Source organism: Flavicella sp. (assembly GCF_029238425.1).
GTDB lineage: Bacteria > Bacteroidota > Bacteroidia > Flavobacteriales > Flavobacteriaceae > Flavicella.
This window is the reverse complement of record NZ_JAQWGB010000073.1, coordinates 1-13,154: the sequence shown is the minus strand read 5'-3', so window position 1 is coordinate 13,154 and position 13,154 is coordinate 1. Positions and strand designations below refer to the sequence as shown.

Annotated in this window: 11 protein-coding genes; 6 read left to right on the top strand and 5 right to left on the bottom strand. The window is 34.9% G+C overall.

Annotation, left to right across the window (positions count from 1 at the left end):
* The first annotated feature begins 228 nt into the window (after window positions 1–228).
* Window positions 229–1,155, top strand: coding sequence for a malate dehydrogenase (mdh, locus tag P8H68_RS05090; protein ID WP_300322301.1), 927 nt, complete (start codon window positions 229–231; stop codon window positions 1,153–1,155).
* Window positions 1,156–1,207: 52 nt separating this feature from the next.
* Here mdh and P8H68_RS05085 read toward each other — a convergent pair whose 3' ends face one another.
* The 4 genes from P8H68_RS05085 to sppA are packed head-to-tail and all read right to left on the bottom strand — an operon-like array spanning window position 1,208 to window position 5,320.
* The gene (locus tag P8H68_RS05085; protein ID WP_300322300.1) at window positions 1,208–2,140 is read right to left on the bottom strand and encodes a biotin-dependent carboxyltransferase family protein; all 933 of its coding nucleotides are present in this window, start codon (window positions 2,138–2,140) and stop codon (window positions 1,208–1,210) included.
* Window positions 2,137–2,808, bottom strand: coding sequence for a 5-oxoprolinase subunit PxpB (gene pxpB, locus P8H68_RS05080; RefSeq protein WP_300322299.1), 672 nt, complete (start codon window positions 2,806–2,808; stop codon window positions 2,137–2,139). The genes P8H68_RS05085 and pxpB overlap by 4 nt, the downstream gene beginning before the upstream one ends.
* Entirely contained in the window at window positions 2,808–3,566 is a 759-nt protein-coding gene (locus P8H68_RS05075) for a 5-oxoprolinase subunit PxpA (RefSeq protein WP_300322298.1), read from the bottom strand. The genes pxpB and P8H68_RS05075 overlap by 1 nt, the downstream gene beginning before the upstream one ends.
* Before the next feature lie 5 nt (window positions 3,567–3,571).
* Window positions 3,572–5,320, bottom strand: coding sequence for a signal peptide peptidase SppA (sppA, locus tag P8H68_RS05070; protein WP_300322297.1), 1,749 nt, complete (start codon window positions 5,318–5,320; stop codon window positions 3,572–3,574).
* Between the two features lie 121 nt (window positions 5,321–5,441).
* Between sppA and folK the strand changes: the two genes are divergently transcribed.
* Window positions 5,442–5,966 carry a 2-amino-4-hydroxy-6-hydroxymethyldihydropteridine diphosphokinase gene (folK, locus tag P8H68_RS05065; RefSeq protein WP_300322296.1) on the top strand — a complete coding sequence of 175 codons (525 nt, stop codon included), beginning with the start codon at window positions 5,442–5,444 and terminating at the stop codon, window positions 5,964–5,966.
* Window positions 5,967–6,089: 123 nt separating this feature from the next.
* Window positions 6,090–9,959, top strand: a complete 3,870-nt coding sequence (locus P8H68_RS05060; RefSeq protein ID WP_300322295.1) for an OmpA family protein — start codon at window positions 6,090–6,092, stop codon at window positions 9,957–9,959.
* Window positions 9,960–10,029: 70 nt separating this feature from the next.
* On the opposite strand, the gene gldC is transcribed toward P8H68_RS05060, so the two are convergent.
* Window positions 10,030–10,368 (bottom strand): gliding motility protein GldC, encoded by a 339-nt coding sequence (gene gldC, locus P8H68_RS05055; RefSeq protein ID WP_300322294.1) that lies wholly within the window; start codon window positions 10,366–10,368, stop codon window positions 10,030–10,032.
* Between the two features lie 162 nt (window positions 10,369–10,530).
* On the opposite strand from gldC, the gene P8H68_RS05050 reads away from it, so the two are divergent.
* The 3 genes from P8H68_RS05050 to P8H68_RS05040 all read left to right on the top strand — a co-directional run.
* Window positions 10,531–11,055, top strand: a complete 525-nt coding sequence (locus P8H68_RS05050; RefSeq protein ID WP_300322293.1) for a DUF4199 domain-containing protein — start codon at window positions 10,531–10,533, stop codon at window positions 11,053–11,055.
* A complete protein-coding gene (locus P8H68_RS05045) occupies window positions 11,056–12,009 on the top strand; it encodes a glycosyltransferase family 2 protein (protein WP_300322292.1) in 954 nt (317 codons plus the stop codon).
* A gap of 84 nt (window positions 12,010–12,093) precedes the next feature.
* Window positions 12,094–13,154: phospho-sugar mutase (locus P8H68_RS05040; protein ID WP_300322291.1), on the top strand; the 1,061-nt coding region annotated here is incomplete at its 3' end.

Here is a 13,154-nt window from a genome sequence, read left to right as displayed (position 1 = left end):
GTTTCGGATGAATCCAACACACAAAAATACTCGAAAACAATTTTGCATGTACTGACAATTATCATTGGATTAAAAAAACACAAAACCTCAACAAAAACAATAGACACAGAACTATTTCGATTTCGAAAAAACTCAAAAATTCTATTCAAAAAATCAAGATTATTTCATCTTTAATTACTAAATTTACGACAGACGAAAGAATAGAATATTAATATTAAAACATAAAAAATGAAAGTTACTGTTGTTGGAGCAGGTGCGGTAGGTGCAAGTTGCGCTGAGTACATTGCTATTAAAAATTTTGCAAGTGAAGTAGTTATTGTAGATATTAAAGAAAATTATGCTGAAGGAAAAGCAATGGACCTTATGCAAACAGCTTCTTTAAATGGTTTTGACACAAAAATTACGGGTAGTACAAATGATTACGCAAAAACAGCAGGTAGCTCGATTGCAGTAATTACAAGTGGAATTCCCCGTAAACCAGGAATGACAAGAGAAGAACTAATCGGAATCAACGCAGGTATTGTAAAAACTGTTTCTGAAAACATCATCAAACATTCTCCAAATGCTATTATCATTGTGGTAAGTAATCCAATGGATACCATGACTTATTTGGCGCACAAAGCGACAGGATTACCAAAAAATCAAATTATTGGTATGGGAGGTGCCTTGGATAGCGCTAGATTTAAATACAGATTAAGCGAAGCCTTAGGAGCTCCTGCTTCAGATATTGACGGAATGGTAATTGGTGGTCACAGTGATACAGGGATGATTCCTTTAACTAGACTAGCAACAAGAAATTCAGTTCCAGCAAGTGCTTTTATTTCTGAAGAAAAACTTGAAGAAGTTGCCAAAGCTACTATGGTAGGTGGAGCAACATTAACAGGGATGCTTGGAACCTCAGCTTGGTATGCTCCAGGTGCAGCAGTTTCTGCAATGGTTCAAGCGATTGCTTGTGATACGAAAAAAATATTCCCATGTTCTACCTACCTTGAAGGTGAATACGGATTAAACGACCTATGTATTGGTGTACCTGTAGTTCTAGGAAAAAACGGAATTGAAAAAATCGTTGAAATTGAATTGACCGATGCTGAAAAAGAAAAATTAGCAAGTAGCGCAGCAGCTGTTAAGAAAACGAATTCTTTGCTTGAAGTATAATTGCTTCAAGTTTGCAAATAAAAAAAGGAGATTGAAATTCAATCTCCTTTTTTTATTTCTTAGACAATCCTAACAACCCATTAAATTGTTTTTCTTTATTAAAATAGTTCGATTGCCCTTCTTCTAAAGTAACTTTTCTAAACCTTAGCTTATCCCCAGGTTTTAACTGAGCTAATAATGGTAAATCTGATTGAATTACATTCGCGATTCGAGGATACCCACCCGTAGTTTGAGCATCTGCCAACAGCACAATAGGCATTCCTTCTGATGGTAATTGTATCGCACCATTCACAATTCCCGTAGACAACATTTCTTTGGCATCATGAGCTATTGACTGCCCTTTTAAACGATATCCCATTCTGTTACTATTATTTCCAATACGATATTCTGTTGAAAAAAAACAAGAGTCTTCACCCAACTTTAAAACTTCAAATTCTGGACCTTTGATGACACGAACGGAAGTTGTAGAAAAAGGTTTAACAAAAAGTATTTCCGGTACTTTTTTTAATTGTACTGACCCTCTTGCTCCAACAGGAATTACATCCCCTATTTTTAGCGCTCTACCATAAAAACCACCAACACTAGCATAGGTATACGTGGATCTACTGTTCATCTTCTTATCCACTTCAAAACCACCATTAACAGAGAGGTAAGATCTAAAACCATTTTTTAATTTACCAAAAGACAAAACATCACCTTTAGAGACTAAAATAGTTGTATACATCTCAAGCGGAACTTCATTTATCATAGGTGACATATCAGCTCCTGTGATTCCAATTTCTGTTTCCTCCAAAAAAAGAATTTCTGGACCCGTCATGGTAATTTCCAAAACGGCTTCACCAGATGTATTTTCAACCAAATAATTTGCCAAACGATAAGAGTCCCTATCCATAACACCAGATACAGGCATTCCATATTCCTGATATTCATTTCGTCCAATATCTTGAATCAAAGTATAAAAACCAGGCTTGATAATTTCAATCATTTCTTATAGGCATTAAATTCTTCCAACGAAATCTCCCTGAAGCGAATATAATCTCCCTGTTTTATGGGAAACACCTTATCACTCGTTGCATCAAACAAATTAAATGGAGTTTTACCTAGGAGTTGCCAACCACCAGGACTATCTACTGAATAAACACCCGTTTGACTTCCTGCGATTCCAACAGAACCTCTATCTATCTTAACTCTTGGCCCCTCTTTCCTGGGACAAAAAAGTCTAGAATCCAACCCTCCCAGATAAAAGAACCCAGGAGTAAATCCAAGCATATAAACCAAATAATCACCTGAAGTATGCAATGCAACTATTTCTCGTTTGGTAAGACCTGTATACTCCATTAAATGCTTTATATCCAAAGCAAAATCATCATGATAACAAACAGGAATCTCAATGATATTTTTGTGGGTTTCTTCTTTTAATGAATAATCTATTGAAAACAAAAGATCTTCGAGTTCATGATAACTAATTTGAAGAAAATCATACTGAATTGTAATAGTCGTATAGGCCGGAATAACAGCAACCACACCTATTACCTCAAGTTTCTTAAACTCTTGAACAAAGCTTACTATTTGCAAATGAACTTCTTTGGAGATATGATCTCCAAAAGTCAGCAAAACAGCAGAATCTCCAAATTCTTTCAATAAAAAACTCATTAAAACCCCTTTAATTCTATCTGTTCTAACTCGAAAGCTTTATGAATTGACTGGACCAAACCGAGAGCATTTGGAGTATCTCCATGAACACAAATACTTTTACCTTCTACAATTAAATCCGTATTTTGATTTGAAAGTACAGTTTTTTCTTGCACCATTTTCACGCAACGTTTTGAAACCTCATCCGGATTTTCAATAACCGCATTTGGTTGTTGCCTAGAAACCAACTTCCCCTTATCCGTATAGCCTCTATCAGCAAACAATTCTGGCACAAACTTCAACCCCATTTCTTTAGAAACAGTCTCCATTTTAGAACCTGCCAACCCTAACAGCAACAAATCAGAATCAAACTCATTGATGACTTCAATAATAATACAACTTAGCTCTTTATCTTCCGCTGCAGCATTATACAAGGCTCCATGAGGCTTTATATGTCTTAACTCACCTCCTCTTAATTCAGTCATCTGTTTTAGCATACCAATCTGAACGCGAAGGCAAGCTTTGAGCTCTTCTTCGGACAATTTCATATATTTTCTTCCAAAATTTTCTAAATCCGGAAACGATGGATGAGCTCCAATATTAACATCGTTTTTTAATGCTAAATCAATAGCATTCTGAATTGTTAAGGGATCACCTCCATGTAACCCGCACGCAATATTACAAGAACTTATATAAGGAATAATGGCAGCGTCATCTCCAATTTTTCTAGTAAGATAAGATTCTCCTAAATCACAATTTAAGTCAATTGAGAACTTCATTCAAATTATTTTATATCCAAAACATAAGGCATTGCCATTTGAACCCCTTCTTTTCCTTTTAATTTGTTTAATTGTTGGAACAAAGTAAAATTTGATTCTCCCACCCATTCTTTCAATAAATTTTCTTTCAAATTCATAAAAGGCATATTTCTAAAAGACTCTCTAATATCTTTTTCATAATCTGGATAATTCTCAATTTTATAAGTATCCACTTCCGCTAAAGAAGCAGCCGATAAAATCGCCCTATCCAATCCACCAATAGCATCAATTAAACCATTTTGTTCCGCTTGTTTACCCGACCAAACTCTACCTTGAGCTAACGCATGTACCTCCTCATAGGTCATTCCTCTCCCTTCAGCAACCTTAGAAACAAAGGTTTTATATACAGTATCTACTCCTTCTTTTGTGACCTCATAGAACTCGGGATCTAACTCAGAAAACGGACTATAATTTGGGCTTTTATTTGTACTTACACGTTCAGAATGAATTCCTATTCTTGAAGTAAATTCACTTGCATTTGGCATGATCCCAAAAACACCAATAGATCCAGTAATGGTGGTAGATTCTGCAAATATTCTATCTGCGTTACATGAAATATAATACCCACCAGAAGCAGCATAATTTCCCATAGAAACAACCAAAGGCTTCTTTTGCTTTGCTTTTTCTAAAGCTCTCCAAATTAAATCAGACGCCAATGCGCTTCCTCCTGGAGAATTCACCCTCAACACAATTGCCTTTACCGACTCTTTATTTGCGGCTCTATTAATGGCTTTCACCATCATTTTCTGCCCTATTTTTTCCTCATCACCCTGTCCGTAAATTATATCACCTTGCGCATAAATCACCGCTATTTTCGGATTTTCATTCGCTTGATCAAAATCAAAAACCATATTAGATTGAATGTAATCCATTAAACTCGTAGTTTTATACTTTGACAACCCAAGATTATTCTTTAATTTTTCTTTATACTCATCTTGATAAATAATACCATCTACCAATAAATTCTCTTTAGAGATATCTGCTGTACGCCCCAATAACGCATCCGCAATTTTATTAATTTTCTCCACTGGTATATCCCTTGACATTGAAATTGCATCTACCATGTCAAACCATAAAGAATTCAATAACTCTTTCATTTGAGTTCTATTGGACTCACTCATCTTATTAGCTATAAAAGGCTCTACGGCACTCTTATATTTACCATGACGAATCACTTCCATTTTCACCCCATACTTATCTTGAAAATCTTTAAAGAACAGCAATTCCGCTGAAAGACCTTTTAAGTCTACTTGACCAACAGGACTTACAAAAACAGAATCTGCCACAGAACTAAAAAAATATTCTTTCTGTCCATATGTATCTGCGTAAGCATATACCGGTTTCCCCGATTGTTTAAATTCTATAACAGCATTCCTTAATGCATTTAACTGAGAAACCCCTGCATTTAAGGAACCTTCAATACTGATAGCTTTAATTCTATCATCATCTTTAGAACGATCAATAGCTGATATAATTTCATTAAGTCCAAGTTGTTGTGGTGGCAATCCTAGCAATTGAGAGAAAGGATCAACTTCCACAGGAGCATAATCTTTTACAGGAACATTCAATTGAAGTTTAAGTACACTATTGTTTTTAACTTCATAAGTATCATCACTCCCAACAAAAACACCTACAAGCACTACAAGTAAAATCAACCAAAAGAATGCTAAAAGCACTCCTACGGCAGAGGATAAAATATTTTTAAGAAAATTCATTTTTTAATTTTTTAAAAACAAATATAAACTATTCTAAATTCTTTCGTTTCTTTGTATCAGTAAAATATAGAATACTTCTACCCTGCAGCTTTATAATATATTCATTAATTGAAAACATTTTATGAGCCAATTTTACACTTCCTATTTATCATTGGGAAGCAACTTGAATGACAAATTTAAAAATCTAGAAAATGCAGTAAAAGCAATAGACAGTTCTATTGCAACAGTACTTAGTGTTTCTGGAATCTATGAGACTCCAGCCTGGGGCTTCAAGGGAGAAGATTTCTACAACATTTGTATCAAAATAAAAACTTCTTTAAATCCTGAAAACCTTCTAAATCAACTATTAGCCTTAGAAAAATCTCTTGGGCGAAAAGAAAAAATGGGGACTGATTATGAAAACAGAAGTATTGATGTTGACATTATTTTATTTCATAACGAAAAAAGAAATTCAAAGGATTTACAGCTTCCTCATCCAAGAGCGATAGATCGAAAGTTTGTGCTGCTGCCCTTGTTTGATATTTATGATGAAAACCAACCTCCTTTTACAATGGATTCTTTAGAGCAAAACATAAAAGACTGCAAAGACAACAGTCCAATATCTAAAATAGCTTTAAAGTTAGATTTTAATACCGTTACACAATAAAAAACCCTAGATATAATAAAGAGTTCATTAACTCGTTTTTATTTAAAGGATTCATATTACGAATAAAAATAAATAATTATTTTTGTTAAAAATTTCAAAAAAAACAACCTAATAAAATTAAGCATGTCTTTAAGAAAAAAAACCTTACTACTCTTGGTTTTCATTTGCATCAGTAATGCCACTTTTGCACAAAAAGAAAAAGAAGACTCACATACAAAAGAACGCGCAAAAGAGGTCAAAGACTCTTACAACACTTGGTCTTTAGGACTCGGTTTGAGCAGTTTAAAAACTTCAGGTGATCTTAGTTCTTTTGGAGACAACGGTAGTTCAAATATTGGCTTCTATATCTATGGAGACAAAATGTTCAATCCAGTTTTAGGTATGGAACTAAAACTTGACTATAATGGTCTTGGTGCTGCTGGTACAGGTTTTACAGGAAATCATGCCATCAAAGGAATAGATGAAACTCTATACGGAAATCAGCTATTGACAATGGATGGTTCTAGGTTTGGATTTGAAGTAAATGGTATTCTTAATTTTAATAACTTATGGAAGTTAAATAGTAAACACTGGAGCTGGTCTTTAATTGCCGGACTTGGTACCAATTACTATTCTACAAAATTATACGATGAATCGAACACTGAGATTTTATCTTATGATGACGCAAGTTCATTATTTTTTGATGCTGGTTTAGATTTAAAATACAGAATCAACAAAAGATTTGATATTGCTTTAAGACCAAGCATGAATTTGGTTTATGCGGATAACTTTGATGCTGCGATATCATCTAAAAATAATTACGAGACTTATTTATCTACTCATTTAGGAATCGTTTATAAGTTTGGTAAAGAAAAAAGACATGCTTTATGGGCAAATAATGAAGATATTGGAGATGAAAGGTTTCAGGTAGTTGACACCGATGAGGATGGAGTAATTGATGAAGTTGATAAAGAACCAGACACACCAAGCGAAGCTATGGTTTATGGTAGTGGTATAGCAATTGACAGTGATATGGACGGAGTTCCTGATCATTTAGATAAATGCCCATTCTTAAAAGGTATCGAGGCAAATGATGGTTGTCCAGAAGATAGAGACGGTGATGGTGTGTATGATTTTGACGATGTATGTCCTGATGTTATTGGTGTTGCAGAGAATTTAGGATGTCCAAGAGACAATGCTGCCGATGACATTACCAACAGAATATTTTTACTAGCGAAAAGCATTTACTTTAAAACCAATAGCGATCAAATCATTGGAGATTCTTATACAATTTTAAATGAAATTGCGAATATTATGATGCAATATCCAAACACTCAGTTTGCGATAGATGGGCATTCTGACAATACAGGAGAACCAAGCTATAACTTATATCTTTCTAAGAAAAGAGCAAGTAGTGTTCAAAAATACCTTGCAGAAAAAGGCGTAAATGAATCTAGATTGTATGCAGATGGTTTTGGAATGGCTCAGCCAACTCATAGCAATAAAACTTCTGATGGAAGAAAAAGAAATCGTAGAGTTGAAATCAATTATATTCAACCTGACTCTGAAAGAGGAAAAGAAATTTACGAAGAAGGTATCAACCCTACAGAATCATTAAATGTTATCCAGCCAAATGTAGCAGGTGACTTTCAGGATTCAGATGGTGACGGTGTTGCTGACATTTTAGACAAAGAACTAAACACTCCAATGGGAGCTATGGTTTATGGAAATGGTGTTGCCATTGATACAGACAAAGACGGAATTCCAGATTATATGGATGAATGCCCTTTGATCTTTGGCCCAGAAGATAACAATGGTTGCCCAACTGACTATACAGGTATCGAAGCAAACGAAGCGGGAGATTTCACAATTAAAGACACAGATCAAGACGGGGTGATGGATGCCTTGGATATTGATAACAATACTCCTGTTGGAGCTAAAGTTTATGGTAACGGTGTTGCCATTGACACAGATAACGATGGAGTAATTGATTTATATGATAATTGTCCATTAAAACAAGGTACTCAAGAAAACGAGGGTTGTCCAGAAGATATAGCCATTGCTTCAAATGCTGGTGAAATCAGTATTAATGACTCTGACGGAGATGGTGTAATTGATTCTCTAGATAAAGAACCGAACACTCCATTGGATGCTAGAGTTTATGGGAATGGTGTAGCTGTTGATACAGATGGTGATGCAATACCAGATTATATAGATGCCTGTCCATTGAAATACGGGACTAAAGAAAATGAAGGCTGTCCATTACCACCGGATAGTGACGGAGATGGTGTTGCTAATGAATTTGACAAAGAACCAAATACTCCTTTTGGAGTTAAAGTATATGGTAACGGGGTATCAATGGATACTGATAATGATGGAACTCCGGACCACGAAGATGCTTGTCCGCTAAAACCAGGATCAAGCGTAGATGCAGGTTGCCCAAAAACAACAAACGACACTTCAGTTGCTGGAGCTGGAGCTACTATCGATCTTACAGATACAGATCAAGATGGTGTAATGGATCAATTCGATGCAGAGCCAAACACGCCGCAAGGAGCTAAAGTTTATGGTAATGGTGTAGCTGTTGATTCTGATAACGACGGAATCCCTGATCATGAAGACAATTGCCCAAATATTTCTGGAACAGCAGACTTAAACGGATGTGCTCCTGAAGAAAAGAAATCAAACATCAACGTAGGTGCCGGTATCGCCGTAAATGGAGCTGCCTCAAATCAACCAACTGTTGAAATGAAAGATTCTGATAAGGATGGTGTTATGGATCAATTTGACCAAGAGAAAAATACGCCACGTGGTGCAAAAGTTTATGGTAACGGAGTTGCTGTTGATACGGATGGTGATGGAATTCCTGACTATGCAGATAAATGTCCATTAGTAAATGGAACTAAAGACTTAGAAGGTTGTAAGGAAGAAGAAGCAAAAGTTGCCGTTGCTCCTACAAAACCATTAGAATTAAAAGATACAGATAAAGATGGTGTAATTGATCAATTTGACAAAGATCCTAACACACCTGCCGGGGCTTTAGTGTATGGAAATGGTATTCCAATTGATAGCGATAGAGATGGATTACCTGACTATAAAGACAAATGTCCATTAAAAGCAGGACCTGTTGAAAACGAAGGCTGTCCAAAATCAGCTAAAGAATTTGATTGGGCTGATGACGATGGAGATGGTGTTGTGAATGAATTTGACAAAGAGCCTAATACTCCAGAAAACGCGAGAGTTTATGGAAATGGTGTTGCTGTTGATTCTGATTATGACGACGTACCGGATCATGTTGACGATTGTCCTTTCAAAGCTGGTTCTGTTGAGAACAAAGGATGTCCAGAAATTGAAGGAGCTGTAGAAGCAAATATTCAAGATACAGATAAGGATGGAGTAATTGATTTATATGACGAAGAGCCTGACACTCCATATGGAGTAAAAGTATACTCTAACGGTGTTTCTTTAGACTCAGATAAAGATGAAGTTCCTGATTATAAAGACAGATGTCCAAAAATTAAAGGACTAGCAGAAAACGAAGGATGTCCAGCAACTGAAGATTTAGATGGAGACGGTGTTGCTGATGCTGATGACTTATGTCCAGATGTCCCTGGAACTGTTGAAAACAAAGGATGTCCAAATAAAAACTTTGACAAAAGTGTGTATTTGAGAATTGAAGCCTTATCTCAAAAAATCAAATTCGAAAGAACGAAAAACACACTTACAAATCAAACCATGGACATCTTGGATGATATCTTAAAAATCATGCAAGAGTATCCAGCAACTAAATTTGAAATTGCTTCTCATACAGATGACAAACACAATGAAAAATATAGTTTGTTTTTATCTAAGCGTAGAGCGAATGCTATTTTAAAATACTTGGTTGACGGTGGAATTAACGAAGATCGATTGACTTCTGAGGGATATGGTGATACACAACCTAAATATTCTAACTCTGGTGATATCGCAACAAGTGAATTAAATAATAGAATTGAATTTAATTTCCAAGATTAATTTCAATCACATCATAAAAAAAAGGGTCGATTAAAATCGACCCTTTTTTTTTATATCATAAGTTGACGATTTACTTCTTTTTCAACTCTAACTTTTCTTCAAAGTAATCACAGAAGTCGCGCATAGTCGCTCCCATTTTCTCATCATTGGTAGCTCTTTCAAAAGTATGACTCATTGAGACCAAAGTTTGATGAAAAAATTGCTTCATTTCATCAACAGGCATATCTTTTGTCCATAGATCAATTCGCAAAGTATCCTTTTTAATTGGATCCCAAATAGACATCATAATCGCTTTCGACTCTTCAGCTGTTACTCCCCCATCTTCTGCATTCCAATTTATTTTTTCAGGCACCTTATTTTCATCAAGTCCTATTTCAAATTCTATTTTTGATTTATGTACTACAGCCATAATTTTCTATTTTATTTTAATGTGGCAAATATACATCAAAGAAATACAATGCTAAAACCGAAATCAAATAGAAAAATCTATGCAAACTCCTTAAACAAAAACAAATAATCAAAACCCACTTCGAAGGAAATAATTATATTTGTCATTATCAAAAAACAGAATATGACATCAAAAGAAATAAGTAAAAGTATCATCTTAAAATATGGTTTTTTACTTGGGCTAGTTTCAATTGCAATGAGTGTAGTTCTTTACTCACAAAACAAACATTTAGAACAAAACCAAGCTGTTGGAATTATTAGTATTCTATTTATTTTAATTGCCATCATTTTAGGAATTAGAACCTTCGCTAAAAACAACAGCATGAGCTTTGGAGAAGGTCTTAAGATTGGGATAGGAATTGCAGTGGTAGGAGCCTTGATGATTACTGGATATAATTATATTTTCACCACATACATAGAACCCGACTTTATTCGTCAACTCGGAGAAGTTCAAAGAGCTGCAATGGAAAACTCTAGCGACTTAACAACGGAACAAATTGATGCTAGAATTGAAAAACTTGAAGAAGGAGCAAACTCTTTTATTACTCCTGCCATAGGAATTGTATTTACTGCATTTCTTGGATTTGTATTTTCTGCAATCACAACAGTGGTTTTTATAAAAATTAACGAATCTAAACAAGTAGCATAAATGCAGATATCCTTAGTTATCCCACTTCTAAATGAAGAAGAATCATTAAGAGAATTACATGATTGGATTGTAAGCGTGATGAACGAAAATTCTTACACCTATGAAATTCTTTTTATCGATGATGGAAGTACTGATAATTCTTGGAATCTTATTGAAGCCCTTCAAAAAGAAAATGCACATGTGAAAGGATTGCGTTTTTCAAAAAACTTTGGAAAATCCCAAGCATTAAATGCAGGGTTCAAACAAGTAGAAGGTGATGTCATTATCACCATGGATGCAGACTTACAAGATGCTCCAGATGAGATACCAGCTCTGTATAAAAAAATAACCTCAGAAAATTTTGATCTCGTTAGTGGTTGGAAAAAAAAGAGATACGACTCTAAAATAAAGAAAAACCTACCTTCAAAATTATTCAATTGGGCAGCAAGAAAAACATCAGGAATTCAACTGAATGATTTCAATTGCGGACTCAAAGCCTACGATAAAAAAGTAGTAAAATCGATTGATGTACAGGGAGAAATGCACAGATACATTCCCGTTTTAGCTAAAAATGCAGGTTTTATAAAAATTGGTGAGCAGGTGGTAAAACACCAAGCTAGAAAATATGGTGAAACCAAATTTGGAATGGAACGTTTTGTCAATGGTTTTTTAGATTTGCTAACCATTTGGTTTGTCAGTAAATTTGGAAAACGACCGATGCATTTATTTGGCCTTTTAGGCACTCTAATGTTTTTGATAGGATTTATGGCCGCTTTTTATATCGGAACAAGTAAGTTACTGAGTGTATTTGTCTATAATGAACCTTCACCTTTGGTAACCGACAGTCCATGGTTTTATATTGCATTGACCACTATGGTATTAGGAACACAATTATTCCTTGCCGGCTTTATTGGTGAACTTATATTACGATCGAAAAAAAATATTGCGAACTATCAAATTTCTAAAGAAATATAAAAGAAACCGTTTTAGTAAATTTTAACAGTTCTATAAAAACCAACATGGATAAAAAATTACATTTGTAAAAAAAAATTAAATCTAATGAGCACTCAAAACATCATCGAAGAAGCTAAAAAATGGCTTACATCAACTTTTGATCAAGAAACACAAAAGGAAGTTCAAAACTTAATTGACGCTGATACGGATGTATTGGCAGATAGTTTTTATAAAAATCTTGAATTTGGAACTGGAGGAATGAGAGGTTTGATGGGACCAGGAACCAATCGAATTAACAAATACACTTTAGGTAAAGCTACTCAAGGACTTGCGAATTATATTTTGCAAAAGAATGAGGCCAAAGATGCTAGTGTTGTGATTGCTTATGACTGTAGACATAATAGTGATACACTTGCCAAGACTGTTGCTGATGTTTTAACTGCCAACGGAATTAAAGTATTTTTATTTGAAGCATTGCGTACTACTCCTGAACTTTCTTTCGCAGTTAATTATTTAAACTGTACTGCAGGAATTGTTTTGACAGCTTCTCACAATCCACCAGAATACAACGGATACAAAGTATACTGGACCGATGGTGGACAAATTGTACCTCCAAATGATGGTGCTATCATCAATGAGGTGAACAATTTAGATTTTTCTGAAATAAAATTTGATGCAAATCAAAACTTACTAGAATACATTGGTGAAGATGTGGACAACGCCTTTACAGATGCTTCAGTCAAAAACGGATGTTTAGAACTTACCAATCGTGATGATTTAAGTATTGTATTTACTTCACTACACGGTACCTCTATTACTGCAATGCCACAGACATTGGAAAAAGCAGGTTATAAAAATGTGCATATTGTTGAAGAACAAAGCAAACCAGATGGAAACTTCCCTACGGTTGCATCTCCAAACCCAGAAGAACCAGCTGCGCTGAAAATGGCTTTAGAATTAGCGGATAAAGTAGCTGCTGATATCGTTATAGGAACGGATCCAGATAGTGATCGTGTTGGTATTGCTGTTAGAGATTTAAATGGAGAGATGAAATTATTGAATGGTAACCAGACTATGGTTGTCATGACAGATTTCTTAATGAAAAAATGGCAAAAAGAAGGAAAACTAAACGGTAAACAGTTTGTAGGAACTACTATCGTATCTAC